At 44.9% G+C, this 15712-nt stretch carries 13 protein-coding genes; 7 read left to right on the top strand and 6 right to left on the bottom strand.

Going from position 1 to position 15712, the window contains the following annotated elements; genetic code table 11:
- Positions 1 to 9: 9 nt before the first annotated feature.
- The gene (locus HMPREF9193_RS00990) at positions 10 to 507 is read left to right on the top strand and encodes a TRAP transporter small permease (protein ID WP_021686172.1); all 498 of its coding nucleotides are present in this window, start codon (positions 10 to 12) and stop codon (positions 505 to 507) included.
- 11 nt (positions 508 to 518) lie between these two features.
- Here HMPREF9193_RS00990 and ppk1 read toward each other — a convergent pair whose 3' ends face one another.
- From ppk1 to HMPREF9193_RS00975, 3 genes are all read right to left on the bottom strand, one after another.
- A complete protein-coding gene (gene ppk1, locus HMPREF9193_RS00985; RefSeq protein ID WP_021686171.1) occupies positions 519 to 2759 on the bottom strand; it encodes a polyphosphate kinase 1 in 2241 nt (746 codons plus the stop codon).
- Between the two features lie 9 nt (positions 2760 to 2768).
- Entirely contained in the window at positions 2769 to 4211 is a 1443-nt protein-coding gene (locus tag HMPREF9193_RS00980; protein ID WP_040847262.1) for an MGH1-like glycoside hydrolase domain-containing protein, read from the bottom strand.
- A gap of 132 nt (positions 4212 to 4343) precedes the next feature.
- Positions 4344 to 6266: a hypothetical protein gene (locus HMPREF9193_RS00975; RefSeq protein WP_021686169.1), complete on the bottom strand. Its 1923-nt coding sequence runs from the start codon at positions 6264 to 6266 to the stop codon at positions 4344 to 4346.
- Between the two features lie 62 nt (positions 6267 to 6328).
- Between HMPREF9193_RS00975 and HMPREF9193_RS00970 the strand changes: the two genes are divergently transcribed.
- The 6 genes from HMPREF9193_RS00970 to HMPREF9193_RS00945 all read left to right on the top strand — a co-directional run bounded on the left by HMPREF9193_RS00970 (position 6329) and on the right by HMPREF9193_RS00945 (position 11929).
- The gene (locus HMPREF9193_RS00970) at positions 6329 to 7897 is read left to right on the top strand and encodes a tetratricopeptide repeat protein (protein ID WP_021686168.1); all 1569 of its coding nucleotides are present in this window, start codon (positions 6329 to 6331) and stop codon (positions 7895 to 7897) included.
- Between the two features lie 13 nt (positions 7898 to 7910).
- On the top strand, positions 7911 to 9107 hold the full coding sequence (locus HMPREF9193_RS00965; protein ID WP_021686167.1) for a TraB/GumN family protein: 1197 nt from the start codon (positions 7911 to 7913) through the stop codon (positions 9105 to 9107).
- 17 nt (positions 9108 to 9124) lie between these two features.
- On the top strand, positions 9125 to 10579 hold the full coding sequence (locus tag HMPREF9193_RS00960; protein ID WP_021686166.1) for a hypothetical protein: 1455 nt from the start codon (positions 9125 to 9127) through the stop codon (positions 10577 to 10579).
- Positions 10576 to 11250 carry an ABC transporter ATP-binding protein gene (locus tag HMPREF9193_RS00955; protein ID WP_021686165.1) on the top strand — a complete coding sequence of 225 codons (675 nt, stop codon included), beginning with the start codon at positions 10576 to 10578 and terminating at the stop codon, positions 11248 to 11250. Before HMPREF9193_RS00960 ends, HMPREF9193_RS00955 begins: the two co-directional genes overlap by 4 nt.
- A gap of 174 nt (positions 11251 to 11424) precedes the next feature.
- The gene (gene relB, locus HMPREF9193_RS00950) at positions 11425 to 11655 is read left to right on the top strand and encodes a type II toxin-antitoxin system RelB family antitoxin (protein WP_021686164.1); all 231 of its coding nucleotides are present in this window, start codon (positions 11425 to 11427) and stop codon (positions 11653 to 11655) included.
- Entirely contained in the window at positions 11639 to 11929 is a 291-nt protein-coding gene (locus HMPREF9193_RS00945; protein WP_021686163.1) for a type II toxin-antitoxin system RelE family toxin, read from the top strand. Before relB ends, HMPREF9193_RS00945 begins: the two co-directional genes overlap by 17 nt.
- A gap of 99 nt (positions 11930 to 12028) precedes the next feature.
- On the opposite strand, the gene HMPREF9193_RS00940 is transcribed toward HMPREF9193_RS00945, so the two are convergent.
- The 3 genes from HMPREF9193_RS00940 to HMPREF9193_RS00930 all read right to left on the bottom strand — a co-directional run.
- The gene (locus HMPREF9193_RS00940; protein ID WP_021686162.1) at positions 12029 to 12757 is read right to left on the bottom strand and encodes a hypothetical protein; all 729 of its coding nucleotides are present in this window, start codon (positions 12755 to 12757) and stop codon (positions 12029 to 12031) included.
- A 4-nt stretch (positions 12758 to 12761) separates the two neighbouring features.
- Complete coding sequence (locus HMPREF9193_RS10635; RefSeq protein ID WP_051305960.1) at positions 12762 to 13970, bottom strand: C40 family peptidase; 1209 nt, start codon at positions 13968 to 13970, stop codon at positions 12762 to 12764.
- 78 nt (positions 13971 to 14048) lie between these two features.
- A partial coding sequence (locus HMPREF9193_RS00930; protein WP_021686160.1) for a leucine-rich repeat domain-containing protein occupies positions 14049 to 15712 on the bottom strand: 1664 nt, incomplete at its 5' end.

Raw genomic sequence — 15712 nt, 5'->3', positions numbered from 1 at the left:
GGGGTAATTATGAAACCAGCTGATGTTTTAAAAAAAGCCGATAACATTGTACGGTTTTTGCTTAAAACGGTTACCCTGTGCATGTTTGCCGTTTTAATGATAATGATTGCTCTAAACGTGTTTAACCGGTTGGTGCCGATAACTTCTTTTCACTGGCTCGACGAAATTATTGAACTGTGCTTTGCCGCAATGACTTTTTACGGCGCTGCCGCAGTGTGGATTATAAAAGGGCATTACAGTGTCGGAAATTGGCTCGAAAACCGGATTACCCATCCTGCGGGAAAAGCGTTTTTGCGTATATTGATTGACAGCATTTCCTGTGTATTTTTTATTATTTTATTTAGATACTCGCTTAATTTAATGCTGAAGACAAAAGAAGTTACCGCTGTGTTTCAAATACCGCGTTCGGTGCTGTATGCGTGTATGCCGATTTCTTCTGCCGTTATGGTGTTTTATACGGTCGCTTTTATAGCAAACGAAATTATCGGTATATGTAAACGCAGCTGATGGTAGTATATCTAACGGCGCGCATACTGTCTGTAAAGGCTTTCCTGTGCACGTACGGCTTTTTCTCCTGATCGCGGCATTTTTAGTGTCCACGTGCCGTCGGCATTTAAGCGGTGTGAGTGGGTGTTATCCTTAAAGTACAAAAGCAAAGTGTCTTTTAAGCGCAAAAGCAAATCTTTTTGTGTTATTGCAAATAAAAGTTCAACACGCCGGTCGGTGTTGCGGCTCATCCAGTCTGCACTGGAAAGATACACTTCTTCATCACCGCCGTTTTGAAAATACAGTATGCGGCTGTGTTCCAAAAAGCGGTCGACGATGCTGACAACTTCAATGTGTTCGCTTTGATTTTTTACGCCGGGCACCAGCAAACAAATGCCGCGTACGTTCAGCATAATCCGTACATGAGAACGGCTTGCTTTGTACAGCGCTTCTATTATTTCAGGTTCTGCCAGTGCGTTTACTTTAGCCATAATAAAGCCCGGCTTTTCTTTTGTAGATAAGGTACGTTCCCGATTTATTAAAAAAAGCAGTTTGGATTTTAAATTAAAGGGCGACATGTACAAGTGCTGCAAAGAATTTGCTGCAAAAAACTCTAAGCCGTTTTTTTTGCCGGAAAGATACTTAAAAAAACTAAGTGCATCTTTCCCGATTTTTTTATTTGCGCTCAGTAAAGATATGTCCGAGTATAAGCAGGCGGTTTTTTCGTTAAAGTTTCCCGTAGATAAATATACGTAGCGAACGAAGCTTGTCTTTTCGCGGCGGACGATGAGCAAAACTTTTGCGTGTACTTTTATATTGAACGCACTCGTTCCGGCAAAAGCGGCGCTGTCTGCAAGCTCACCGGAAATTTTGCATATAACCTCTGCGCCTGCTTTTTTAAGACGGTGTGCACAGCGGATGTTTTGCAATTCGTCAAAGCGCGCTTTAAGTTCTATAAAAACCGTTACCTGTTTTCCGCAGCGCGCCGCTTTTTCCAAAGTTTTTACCACGGCAGAACAGCTGCTTGTGCGGTACAGGGTTATTTTTATTTCCGTAACGCGCTCATCGTCCGCCGCACAGTTTAGTAAGTTTAGGACGGTGTTATAGGATTCGTAGGGAACGTGGAGCAACCGGTCTTTTTGTTTTATACGCTCCCATAGCATACCGGGTGGAGCACCCGTGTTACCTGAGGCGACTGCATTTGCCGAAACGCTTTCCCTGGCGGCCGAAGCGGTTTGGCTCGACGTATCTTCTGCGGTACGCGTCCACGCCGGCACTTGCGCTTTCCACACAGGATAGCCGAGGTGTGCAAATTCCTTCTTTTTTGAAAGTGCCGTTAGTGCGCCGATGTTTAAAATTGTACCGGTTGTGTATACGTCGCGTTTGTCCAAATGCAAGTGCTCGCACAGCATACGGATAATGCCGGTTTTTCCTGCTGTACAAATTAAAGCTATAGCGGGTGAAGTTTTTCGTTTTAAAACCGTTTTTTTTACGGCGCGCATGTATTCGCTGTCCGTTAAACCGGCGTTTTTTTTATCTATACAAAAAGATGCGCTGCCTAAAGTTTTAAATATGAGGCTTTGTGCCGCCGGGGACTCCGGTGCGGCACAATCTGCCGCATAAGCGGACGTTGCACAGTCTGCTGTGTACTCTCCCGCATCGTCTTTAAATAACGCAGAGCCGAACAAAGCGATAAGGTTTTCTGCCAAAGTAAAGCGGTATGCGAGCGTAGTTGAATCAAGCGGTACAATGTGCTCTATTGACGGGGGAACCGGTATAAGCGCTATCTTTTTTTTGCAAGAGTCTGAAGCGGAATTACCATGCGGTAAAAACGCCGCGTATGTTTTACAGTTTTCGATGACGCTAGATGAAAGCGGCTTCACCGTTAAAAACGGCAATATGCGTGTGTAAAAAACACGTTTACAAAGAATTCTGTCTTTATCGGTAAAATCTTTCGGCGGCACGTAAACAATATTTTCTTTTTTGAGCAAGGGTAAAAGCGTGTTTTGCACAAGCTTTTGCTGAGCCGTGTATATTTTGTGAGAACGTTCGCATATAAGGTGGCGCTGTTGTTTTGCGGTTAAACCGGAAAGGCGCACCATAAAAAACTCTTCAAAATTCGAAGATACAATTGCCGAAAATTTTATGCGTTCCAAAAGCGGCACATCCGCTCTTGCCGCTTCGGCAAGTACGCGTGCATTAAATTCAAGCCACGACAAATCTCTGTTAAAAAAAACGTTTTTTTGTTTTTCGCGTGCCGTTTTTGTTTTCAAAGCCGGATCTTAGAGCTTATCTATCAGCATGGAGCACTTTCCCGAAGGAATGGGCAGCGTTTTTTTCTTTTGACCGAGTATATTAATCGTAAAATAGTATAATTTTTCGCTTTCCATTTGGATTTCCCAGCCGCGTGCACTTTTGTTCGATAAAATCGTAATCATATTGCGCTTTAACGACAGGTTTTCAATCCCCATGATTTCCAAATTCGGAATAATCCAATCTACCGTTTTGCGCGGCAAACTTATCGACAAGCCGATAACATTTTCTATCATCAGCGCTATTGCCGAAAGTGCGGTAAAAGCTAAATGCCGTTTGCGCGGAAAGCCCGGGTTACCGTTCATTTTTGCAATCCCTTCTTTTCCCGGTAAATAAGCTTCCCACAAATCACCTTTTTCGTCTCCATGGGGGAACATTCCGTCCAAAATATAGTACAAGTGCCGTATAGCCGCTTCGCGCGCCAAATCGTACCGCTGATATTTTTCCAAACCTTTTATAACCATAAAATTAAACGCCGGAAACACGCTGCCTCGGTAAGCTTCGCCGTGCTGGCTGAACGATTTTTCGCTTGCGGCAAGTGTCGGAAAAGGGTGTTCCGTACCGAACGTTTTAGGGTCGGTTAAATGGAAAATAAGCGCTTCGGCTTTGTCTTCGTTCGGAATTTCAGCTAAAAGCGGCCAAAAAGAAGCTATGGTTTTGTGAGGTAAACGGTTGCCTTTTTCATCCAAATCGTGATAAAACCCGCTGTCTTTATCCCACATCAGCGAATTTATGCGCGTTTTGAGCGAAAAATATAAGCGTTTGTATTGAAAATTCAAATCTTTGTCGTTGAGAATATCTCCGAGAGCTGCCATATACAATGCACTGATAGCCATAGCGCTGTTAAAATCGATCGGATAGGCGGTTTTTTTACGCGGAGAGTTAAACATAGTGCTTGCTTCAGCCGGCACCGCGTACAATCCGTTATCTTTTTTAAATGTATTGTCTATCCATGTTATATACTTTTGTAAAACGGGCATAACTTCTTTTATGCGCCTTTTGTTTGCCGATTTGTGGTATAAGTTGAATTCCGCCCATGCAAACAGCGGCAATCCTATTCCTTCGGGGTTTTCTTTGCCGGTAACGGGACTGTTTCCCTGCAAATTATATTTCCAACGGATAGCACCGCTTTTTTCTTGCCGGGCATATAAATAGTCCAAATTTTGCTGAGCGGGAAAGTTACGGTTTGAGTATACCAAAAAAAATGAAGCAAAAATTGATTCCAATTGGTCGATAATCAGCGGCTGTCCTTCTTCCGGATATACAAAATAGCCGATATCGCTTTGTTCTTTTTGTTTTTTGGTTACCGGTGGTGTTTTCCAAAAGTCTTGAATCCAAGACCATGTTTTATCATATATATCTACAAAGTCCTGATCGTAAAAATGGATCTTAGGAAAATCGCGCTTATTCACTGAAACTCCTTGCGCCAATGCGATTTCCGGCATAGCCGTTATTTATTCAGTATATCACAGAATTTTAAAAAAGGGTACAAATTTTTTAAAAAAAATGCTTTTCTTTTTATTTAAATTTTGCAAAAAGCTCGGCTAAGGTTCCTCCGCTGCGTTTTCCTGCTGTTCGGTTTCTAAAGCTGCACTTTGGTCTCGTTTTTGTTCTTGGATCGGTGCCGTATTTGCTGCAGCAGGCGGTGGTGCGGCAGGCGGCGTGCTTTGTTTTTGAGTCGCTTTTTCCGTTTCCGAAAAACCGGCGCTTGCCTCTTTTGCTTCGGATGCCGGCGGAACACTGCCCACATTGCCTGTGGTGTAAGTCGGCTGTCGTTGATTGCGGTAGTATAATTTTACTGCTTCCACTTCTTTTTTGTGTTTGAATTTTAAAAACAGCGTTTTTGATTCAGCATTGTAAATATAACCGGACGAATTGTAAATTTCAAAACGCGGATCGGTGCGGTACGGCATTTCATAAATTTCGATGGAACCGAACGGTTCTATGCCGTTAAGTATCATATAGTGCGTTTCTTCGGGAATAAAAGAGGCTTCGACGGTTACCGTCCCATTTTGGTCTTTTGCATACTTTATTTCCGGCGATACTGTCCATGCCCATACGGGGTTTCCTTTTTCAAAGCCGATTACTTCCGTGTGCGGGTAGAATTTGTTGTCGTCCGCTATGTAAGGGTACAATTCTGCTAAAGTCCGTACGTCGGCACTGTCTATGTTTTGAAGCGCGGAAACAAGAAGCATAATGCCGCCGGAGCGTATATCGTGTTTGGATGCAATGATGCCGTAGTCGTACAAAGCTTTTCCGGCTTTTGCCGTTAAAACAGCGTCTGCAGGCTGTCCGTTTTCCGAAAGAGAAAGCGTTTCGTTATCGGATAAAGAACACGCGCTTTCAAGGCTGTCTACGCACATGCTTAAAACCAAATCCAAATATGCGGCGGAAGCGGGCATTTGACTGTGCAATCTCGCATATACCGACAAAATACCAGCCGCTTGAGCAAGAGTCGGCTTAAAGTCAGGTAAAGAAGCCGGCAGCGCCAAAATTTCAGCTGTTTTTTCCGGAGAATTTTGGCGTACAATGGAGCAAAAGCGGTCAAGTTCAAAAACATCGGGCGTTTTTTTATCTAAAGAATATTGAATGCGGTAGGCGATGTTTTCTTGCTCCATAACCAGCGTTTGGTTCATTTTTGCCAGCGAATTAAAATACGGAGCGGTAAAATACGTACGCTTTGAACTGTCTTTAAATGCTGCGGGAGTGTTTTCCAAAGCTCCGCGGTAATTTCCGGTTAACGCGTTTTCTGCTATGTATGCGGCAACGCTTTGTTCGTTTAATTTATCGGCAGAGGAATCTGCGAATTTTTCAACCAGTTTTGTGCGTGCTTGTGAACGCAGTAAGTTCAGTGTTTCCGGCTGTGCGCCGTTAAACGAAGCAATCGAAGCAAAAGAAAACGTAAATACTTCGGTGTATGGGGTAAAGTGTACAAATGCGGATGCTTTGTTTGTGTGTATATAATCGTAGCTAAGTGCTTCTGCTTGCAATATGTACGTGTGCAGTTTTGATTTTATAAGCGCGCGCTGTTGACCGATTTCCGTAACGCTGTGATTTTTTGTTGTTTTATAAGGTATGTTTAGGATTTGTTTTTTTAGGGGGACGGTTGTATTTAAAGTAAACTGATCGCCCGAACCGTCGAACGAAAGAACGACATTTTCGGAAAAAAACAATTCAAAAGACGTATTGCTTGTTTCTTGCCAGCTTTGAAGCATAAGCGGCGTTTTGTGTTTGTCGGAGCTTTCCAATACAAGCGGGTTTGCCTCGTCTGCATACAGTGTTAAGCCGTGTGCAGATACATAAAAGCTGTTTTTGGGAACGTCGGCTAAAGTAAGGCGTAATTGAAGGGAGCCGAAAGTTTTGGAAACGGATGATTCATTTCTAAATTGCAATACAAAAATGCCGAAAATAATAATACCGTATATGACAAAAAGGGCGGTAAATTTACGAACGGGATGACGTGCCATTGTTTTAGTGTACACAACGGTGCTCTTAAAATCAACTCCCCCGTTAATGATAAGGAAAAAAAATGAGAAGCCGATTTTTGAAAAAAAAGATGTTTACGATTGTATGCACAGCAGGATTTTTATGCTTTTCGGGGCATGTTATTTCTTGCAAAACTCCCGCAGTATCTTCTGCCGCAACTGCGGTAAAAACATCAGCTGCGCCGAATACTGCAGAATCCGTAAAAAAAACGGAGACAGCTCCGGCTGCTGCCGTTTCTAAAACAAATACCGCTGGAACCGCCAAAAGCGGCGCAACCGGCAACGGCAGTGCGGCGGAAGCAAAAAGAACGCCGGCGCAACGCTTTACGGACAATTTACAGCAAGTTTTGCAAAAAGGCGGTATAGAAAAAGCGCTTGCTTCCTTTAAAGATATGCCGGATGAATGCAAAAACGACCCTGACGTAAACTATTTGCACGCTTCTCTTTTACTTTCCGCCGGCGACATTAAACAAGCGGATGAAAAAACCGCGGAATTGCTTAAAAAAAATCCGAACGATAAACAAATAAAATTGTTAAGCGCTATGGTAGCAAAAGCCGGCGGGGATGCAAAAAAAAGTAAAGATATTATTAAAGATATTTTAAAACAAGATCCGGGAGACCCCGATGCCAATGCTGCGTTTGCCGACACCTTTATGCTGACGCGTAATTTTAAGCAAGCAAACGTTTATTTTAGAAAAGGTCTTGAGCGTGATCCGGAACACCGTTCTTCTTTATTCGGTTATGCGCAAACAAGCTGGTATTTAGACAAAATCGACGTTGCAAAAAAAACGTTTACAAAATTAACCGAACTCGATCCTACAAACGATATGGCGTGGGCGTACCTTGCAAAGCTTGCAGGAGAAAGCCGCAATTATGCAAAAGCTTTGGATTATATAAAAACGGCGCTCAAATACGAAAACAATTCGTATTATCATTGGCTTGACGCCGGTTCGTATTATTTGGGCGTAAACGATTACGACAACGCCGATAAAGCGTGGACACGTGCAATTGAAATCGATCCGAATTATTTTCTTGCCTATACGTACCGCGGAGGTTTGCGAGACGAGCGTGCCCGTTATAAAGAAGCGCTAGCCGACTATCAAAACGTTATCCGGTGCAATCCCAAGTACTATTATGCTTACGAATCGGCTGCCCTTCTCGCGTGGCGTGTGGAAAATTGGGAAGAAGCGCTCAAAAATTTTATAAAAGCGCAAGAAGGCAACCCCGACAACATATCTTATGCGCTTATGGTATCTGCCGTATACCGCAAAATGGGTAAAACAAAGGCAAGCAAAGATTTTTTAACAAAGGTTATAAAACCGTTGGACAGAAAAAGCCTTGACTATGCAATGGCGAGACTGTATTATGACGATACGGGCGATAATGCCGTTTTAAATAAAGTGGTAAACCAAGACAGCAGAACTACAAAGGGAAAAATGCTGTACTATATGGCACTTTTTTATGAATTAACCGGGAAACAATCTTTGGCAAACAAATTGTACCTTGAAGTTGCCGATATGAACGCGCCCTTATTTTTTGAATACCGTTTAACGCAGTGGGCGGTTGAAAAAATGAAACCGCAAGACAAAAAAGCGGCGCAAACAAAAGAATAGACATCCTTCAAATATGGAAACAAATATGCAGCAAACCGTAAAAGAACTGTCATTTACCGATAGCGGCAAAGAAATTATTTTAGTCGGAACCGCGCACATTTCAAAAGAAAGTGTGGAAGAAGTGGAAAAAACCATTCGGGAGCGCAATCCCGATTGCGTTGCCATAGAGTTGGATGAACAGCGCTATGCGTCCATAAAAGATCCGGATTCGTGGAAAAATCTGGATATTGTAAAAGTGCTTAAAGAAAAACGCGGTTTTATTATGCTTGCAAATGTGGTGTTAAGCGCTTTTCAGCGGCGTATGGGTGCCGATATCGGGGTAAAACCCGGAGATGAAATGCGCCGCGCTTTACATGTTTCCGAAGATATGCATATTACTTCCGTTATGGTCGATCGCCCTATTCAAACGACACTTAAACGCGCGTGGGCAAAAAATTCTTTGTGGGGAAAAATAAAATTGCTGACAGCTTTGCTGGCTGCAGCTTTTGAAAAAGAAGAAATTTCTGCCGAACAAATCGAAAGTTTAAAAAGTTCAAACGAAATGGATTCTATGATGGCAGAATTGGCAAATTCGCTGCCGACGGTAAAGCAAGTGCTTATAGATGAGCGCGATCAATACCTTGCTTCTCATATTTGGGATTGTCCGGGCAAAAAAATCGTTGCGGTTTTAGGCGCAGGACATCTTCCCGGCGTTCAAGAACACCTTACTCAAATTGCCGCAGGCAAAGAAAGCACGGATGTGAGTGAAATTGAAAACGTACCGGTAAGCGGAATCGGTTCAAAAATTGCAGGGTGGATTTTCCCTCTGCTGCTTGTGTGTTTGATCGGTGCAGGCTTTTTTATGCACGGCGCACAAACTTCGGTTACAATGCTTTCCCGCTGGCTGTTGTGGAACGGTTCTCTTGCCGCACTGGGAACGCTTGCCGCTTTCGGACACCCCTTGGCGGTGTTGGTCGGTTTTTTCGGTGCCCCTTTGGCAACGCTTAACCCCTTTCTTGCCGTCGGACTGTTTACCGGCCTTGTGCAAGCGTGGGCGCGAAAGCCGAAAGTTGAAGATATGGAACACCTTATCGACGATGCGGTTTCTTTAAAAGGTTTGTATAAAAACCGTATCGGACGCGTATTGTTAGTGTTTTTTTTCTCCAGCTTGGGCGGCGCTATAGGAAATTTTATTGCCGTTCCGGCTTTAATAAGTTCTTTATTTCATTAAAGAACAAGGAGTTACCAGTGCGGATACAGATCGGTAAACGTGCAAAAAAACTGCTGTTGTGTATATGCTTTGCGCTGTGCTCTTTTGTTTTTCTTGCCGCACTCGATTTTAACCGCTTGCTTGCCGGTTATGCCGAAAACGACATTGAACTTAAAGAACTGGATGTAAAACTGCGCCGCGCTCTCCTTGCCGAGCAAAAAACGGTCGGCGAAAATACCGTAAATCTTTCACTTTCGACCGGTACAATGACTTTTACTGCAGACGGCAAAAACACTTCCGTTTCGGTATCGCCGGAAATAAAGCTGACGCTGCCTTCTTTAAATAATACGGAAATAAAAGCGGAAGTTCCTTCTTCGCTGCAAACGGCGGACGGAAGCGTTTCAAAAAGTCAGCTTTCTCAAGCCGGTGTTTCGCTGAGTACCGACATTGTTTCGAGTGCAAAAAGCGTGCGGAATTTGGCAAACGAAAAAGCGCGCCGCACAACGGAGCTTGCCCGCCGGGCTTTAGAAAACCGTTTTTTGCAAGTGGAAAAAAACTTTTGGACACAATTACGCGCTTTATATACCGAAGCTGCCGCGGCGGCAAAACTGCAAGATATCCTGCTTAGTTCAAAAAAAGAACTTGCTTCGGTGCAAACGCAAGGCTATGAAAAAGGCTCTTCAAAATACCGCGGTGCCGAATTAAAAGTAAAAACCGATGAACACGAGCTGGAAAAAAAACGGCGCGAGCTTGCCAGCGCTTTGGCTGACTTTGCTTTAAATTGCGGACTTTCCGCTTCGGATATAAGGGAGCTTCCTCTGGTGCCGGATGAAGCGGTTCACAAGCCCTTGCTTTCCGTTATGGATTTTGATAAAGAGCGCTATGTAAAAACCGAACAAGCCGAATGGAACAGCGAATATGCCGAAAAAGCACGTTCGGCAAAAAAAAACTTTTCGCTTCGGGGGAGCGCCGGCTACTCGTATACGAACACTGCGGCAAGCACAAACGGCGTAAATACGCTTTCGGCAGGCTTGATATCTTCATGGAAAGGTGTTTCGGCTGCCGCTGGTGTTTCCGTTCCCGTCGAAACGCCGGAAAAACCTAAATTTAATTTGTCGTTCGGCTGGGATATGAACAAGCATAAAAGTGCCGATTTTACCCGAAAAGACGGTGTTTATGCAGCAGAGCTGGACGGGTTTTCCGTGCAAGCGGCAAAAAAAGAAGCTGACCGGCAAATACGGCTTTTTGCCGTAAAAGCCGACGATTTGGAGTGGCAGCGCAAAAAAAATGCCGAAGAGCTGAATTTGGGCAAACGTTTGTATGAAGATACGCAAAAATGGTACAAAGACGGTATTGTTTCTGCCGACGACGTGCTTAGGGCAAAAACCGCATACGAAAGTATTTTGTATAAAACAAACGGAACCGAATTGGATTGTTTGATTTACAATATCGATCTTACGCTTCTTTTTGTAAACGGCGGAGACAGCCGATGAGCATTATAAAATTGGAAAACGTGTGGCGCTCTTACGAAATGGGAGAATTGCAAGTAGACGCGTTGCGCGGCATCAGCTTTGAAGTTGAACAAGGAGAATTTCTTTCCATAATGGGGCCGTCCGGTTCGGGAAAATCGACATGCATGAATATGATCGGCTGTTTAGACCGCCCGACAAAAGGCGATGTTATTATAAACGGAAAAAAAACTGCCGAAATGAGCGAAACCGAATTGGCACATTTGCGAAACGAAACGGTCGGCTTTGTGTTTCAGCAATATCACTTACTTTCGACGATGAACGTGCTGGAAAACGTTATGCTGCCCCTGCGCTACCAAGGACTTTCGGTTCGCGAAAGACGCGAACGCTCTATGTTTGCTTTGGAGCAAGTGGGCTTAAGCGAGCGCGTAAAACACCGGCCTTCGGAGTTGTCGGGCGGACAAAAACAACGCACGGCAATTGCCCGTGCGTTAGCTTGTGCGCCGCGTATTATTTTAGCCGACGAACCTACCGGAGCTTTGGATTCGCATACCGGAAAAGCAGTGATGGAATTGTTCCGCGAAATAAACGGACGGGGTACAACTGTTATTATCGTTACCCACGACAGCACTATCGGACACAGCGCCGACCGCTGCATTCATATTTTAGACGGAAAGATTGCAATAAACAGCTGAAAACTCTTAACCCTGTAATAGTTGCCGTATGGCGGCACGGGAAAAACAGCGCATGTCTTTATGATCGCAAATGGGAATAGTATAAGAAACTTGACATTATAACCAATATATGGTTATAAAAAGTATCAAAATTTCTTATAAACAACGATAATAAGTATATAGGAGGAAGACCATATGGAAGCAGTTCTTACTAAGTTTGATGCCGATACGATTGAAAGGCTTACAACACTTGCTAAAATGACCGGTAAAACCAAATCATATTATATTAAACAAGCCGTGAATGAAAAATTGGAAGATATGGAGCTTCTTTATTTAGCAAAAAGCAGATTGGCGGATTTAGAGGCCGGTCGCAGCTCAACAATTTCTTGGGAAGAAGTAAAACGACGCAATGGCTTACAAGATTGAATTTGGAGAGAAAGCTCTTGCCGAGTTTGAAAATCTTGACGGTTCTGTAAAGCGGCAGATTCAGAAATACATCAATAAGATAGAAGAACGGCAGGATCCGAGAAGTTTAGGTGCACCGTTGCAGGATAATTTATCAACTTTTTGGAAATATAGAGTCGGCGATTATCGGCTTATTGCACAGCTACGGGATGATAAACTTATTGTGTTTATGTTGGTTGTAGCGCATCGAAGAGAAGTTTATAAAATCGCTAAAAAGCGGCTGACAAATACATAGGAAAAGAGCGATAAGTCCGCGTATGGCGCGAAAACTCGGCGAAATATTCGGGACAAAGTATCAAAATTTCTTATAAACAACGATAAAAGGAGAATCGTTTTAATTTTCCCATTCGATGTATAATTGCGTTTCGTCGGCATTGGCAAGAAATTTATACAGCGATAAATCTGCCGAAACCGAAGAGCCTGTTTTACGTATATTGCCCGAAGCTGCAGGCGTAAGGCTTGCTTTTGTAACGCGGCCGGGAACTTCAATATCGAATACAAAACGCTCGTTTTGCAGCTCTTTTTGTAAATTGCTTCCATACATACTGCCGATAAGCTGAACATACTCATCTGCACTCATTTTTTCTCCGGTAAAAACGGGCGCTAAAAGCAAATCGGCATAGTCGGCTGTTTGTTCGGGCAGCGCTTTTAAAAGCTCATTTAAAGTTTGCGGCGTTAAATGCACGCTCAGCTTACCGCCCGTTTGGCTGTTTTGCAAATTAAATAATTTTGACTTTCCTACCCTGTTTAAATCTGCGCTTTCGGCTGTAAGCGATATGCCCGTTGATGAAGGAAACGTCAGTTCTTTTAAAGACAGCCCCGTTTGGGAAAAAGCGCTGCGGATTGCCTGTTCGTCAAACAGCAAAGCGTTTTGTTCGGCTCCCGTAATTGAACGGATTGTTCCGTCAAGCGTTTTTCCGGTAGCGGTTTTAAAAGTCAATACGGCGCTTTTGTCTTGCGCTACCGAAAGAGAAGCGCGTGCGCTGCAGCCCAGACCCGTAAAAATACAAGCGACGCATAAAATATATGCAGCCGCTGCAAAAAAACGTGATTTTTTATTCATAAAATTATAAACTCCTTTGTTTTAACAAATCGGAAGCTTTGAGCGTTACGCATACTCCCGTAGAAAACACTAAGCCGGCAACAACGGATTCTTTAGGCGGCAAAGCGGAATTGTCAAGGTTGTTAAATACCGTCCAGCGTATGTCTTGAATAAAAGAAAGTTCCGTGCGTCCGATTTTTACCCCCGGACTTTGCCATCCTGCACCGAAGGTTCCGGGAAAAATCGAAGCCGAAACGATTTGATCGCTTCCGATTAAATGTACGTTTCCTGCAGTAAAAACCGGTCCTGCGTATATGCGGAATCCGTGCGGAACACTGAGCGTAAAAAGGAGCGGAAACTGAAACATTCCCATAGGCGGTTCTATGCGGATTTCTGCAGCAAAGCCCGGCTGCACGGTCCATTTTGTCCAGCGTGCATGCGCTTGCATATACACGCCGCGAAAGTTAAATAAAAAACTGTTTACCGTATAAAAATTCCAGCCGACTTGAGTTGAAAAATCGAAAGCGCAGTTGTTAAAAAAAGAAGCGGCGGTTGTATTCTGTGCCGCTTCCTTGTTGTGTTCTGCGCTTGCTGTGCGCGCTGTTTTTCCGGCTGCAACACGAGCTCTCTTCCCCTCTTCGCCGGGTTCCCCGCGCGCAGCGGCAGGGCTTTCGTCCGTGCGTGCGGTCAGCATCGGGTCGGTTTCGCTTGTATCGTTTGAACGCTTTTTTCCCGGCGGCAAAAATTGACCGCAGCCGGCATACACGCTTTTCCACGAATGCTGGTTTAAAGACGATACGATAACGCCGGTGTTTAATCCGTCGCTTACCGCGTGAATAAATTGATTGTTTCCGATATAAAAACCGGCATGCGAGATTTTTGAGCCGACCGTTTTAAAAAATAAAATATCGCCGATTTCTTTGTCTTTGTCCGGAACAATGCGGCAAAAGGAGTACATTGCCGTTGTCGTACGCGGCAGCTGCACTCCGGCGGCTTCGCGGGCAACCGTATAGATAAAACCGGAACAGTCCATGCCGGATACATTTGTGCCGCCGTAACGGTAGGGCACGCCGACATATTGTTTTGCAGCTGCGACAACCCGTGAACGCAGCTCGCTTGCTGAAGGATTTTTAACCGTTTGCTGTGCCGCAAGCGGTACGCACAGCGGTAAAAAAAAACAAAAAAACGGCACGGCAAAAAATACTTTTCCCGCGCCGTCTACGGATTTTCGCATGCACTTAGTATACGCCATTAGCGCTAAAGGTACAAGAGCGCGCACGGACGTACAGTTTTTCAAACCCTCACGGCACCGTCAAAACCCCACGAACGGCTTTTTGAAGTCCTTCCATATCGGGGCATTTTGGTAGTCGCCGACCGAGGCGGCGGGCACTTTTAATGTTACGCCGGCTAAGATTACGCCGCCAAAAGCGCTTTCCAGAGCAGGCGGAGTTGCCGCCTTACAGGTAACGCTTTGCAGTGCCGTACAGCCAGTACAGAGATTACCCGCCTTAGTAAGGCTTGCAGGCAGTTCAAGCGTTTTTAGCGCCGAACAGCCGTCAAGGAACTGGTAGCCTAATTTGGTAACGCCTTCGGGAATCTTGACATCTTCAACCTTGCTGGCGCCAAGGAAGTGGCTCCCTATGGAAGTAAGCGATGAAGGAATGTAGACCGTTTTTAATTTCTGGCAAGCGTACAAAGCCAAATCTTCTACCGTTGTAAGACCGTCCGGTAAAATAAGGGAAGTAAGATTATTACTGACGGAAAAAGAGTACGTCCCCAGTACTTCAATGGAGGAAGGTACCATATAAGAGGTGCCGGCTTTATTGCGCGGATAGCGAATCAGTTTTGTTTTATCCTTATCGAATAAAACCCCGCCTTCTACGCTTAAAAAGTTACTCGGACCGCTTAACGCAAAAGCTTCTAAGTACAGCAAACCGTCGAAGCTGATTATGCCTTGTTTGCTGAAACCGGTGAGGGTATATGTAATACCCGAATATTCGGGATTTACATTGACGGTATAGACAGCGCCGCCGGCATCGCTTTCCCGCTTTGTCATTATTACCTGCTTTTGCACCTTGTCGGTTACTTTATACTCTGCACCGTTCGGGAGCGTAAAATTATCGGGAATCGTTACGGAAGACACAAAAGTTACCCGTATATCCGCCGCCTCTGTTACGGTGTGCTCGTAGGTGTTTGAGATATGACCCGGAACGGCCGTGCCGTTTACCGTCCATTTTTCCACCTTGTAGTCCGCAGCAGGAGACGCCGTAAAGACAAGTACGGTATTTTCTGCAACCGCAGTGCCGGAAGTAAAGGCTGCTCCGCCCGCCTTGTATGTTGCGCTTATGGTGCCATTCGGCGGTGTGCCGTCTACGCCGAAGATTACGGCATAGGTGGTAGGAGGTCTTAGCTTAAAGGAGACGGCAACCGTTATCGGCTCGGTTATTTTTACCATAGCCGTCGTATTTTCAGGATTTCCGCCTGCAAGGAGCTGCCCGCCTGTAATCGTCCACGTGTCTACCATGTAGCCTGCATGAGGAGAGGCGGTAAAGACAATCGTTTTATCCTCTTCCACTTGCGCAGGAGAGGTGATTTCGGCTCCGTCAACTTCCGCCTTGAGCGTACCGTGTCCGCCGTCTACGCCGAAGATTACATTGCCGAAGGTAACCGTTACGGTAACGTCTTCGGTAATTTTGAGCGTCGCGCTCGTGCTTCCCGGACTGCCGCCTAGTAAAAATGAGCCCGACGAAACCGTCCATTTATTCACCGCATAGCCTGCATCCGGTACTGCCGTAAAGATAAGTTCGGTGCCTTCGGGCACTTTGTGATGGCCGGGCGGGATTACCGGCACAGTATCTACACTGCCGTGCTCCGGCTCGGTAAGCGTTACCGTGCACATGGCAGGAGGCGGCTCACCGTTCCGTTTAAAGAATACAAAAACCTGTGCGTTTGCCGTAACTTTGAGCGTGTAGGTAA

The sequence above is a fragment of the Treponema lecithinolyticum ATCC 700332 genome (assembly GCA_000468055.1).
GTDB lineage: Bacteria > Spirochaetota > Spirochaetia > Treponematales > Treponemataceae > Treponema_C > Treponema_C lecithinolyticum.
The sequence above is the reverse complement of the archived record's forward strand: the minus strand, read 5'-3'. Positions and strand labels throughout refer to the sequence as shown.